At 49.5% G+C, this 210-nt stretch carries 1 tRNA gene; it reads right to left on the bottom strand.

The window, feature by feature from the left end:
• Positions 1 to 132: 132 nt before the first annotated feature.
• Positions 133 to 207, bottom strand: a tRNA-Gln gene (locus IQO02_RS20030).
• Positions 208 to 210: the final 3 nt, after the last annotated feature.

Below are 210 nucleotides of genomic sequence, written 5' to 3'. Positions count from 1 at the left end.
AACTCTCACACCTCTCGGCGCCAGAACCTAAATCTGGTGCGTCTACCAATTCCGCCACGACCGCAGCAAAGCTTTTACTCTAGCGAAGAGTATAGTTAAGAAGACTTATGGTTTGTCTAAGTAACGTTGTAATGGCTGGGCTACCTGGATTCGAACCAGGGAATGCTGGCATCAAAAGCCAGTGCCTTACCGCTTGGCGATAGCCCAACA

It is taken from the genome of Vibrio sp. OPT24, from assembly GCF_015163545.1.
In the GTDB taxonomy this organism is placed as follows: Bacteria; Pseudomonadota; Gammaproteobacteria; order Enterobacterales; family Vibrionaceae; genus Vibrio; species Vibrio cyclitrophicus.
The sequence above is the reverse complement of the archived record's forward strand: the minus strand, read 5'-3'. Positions and strand labels throughout refer to the sequence as shown.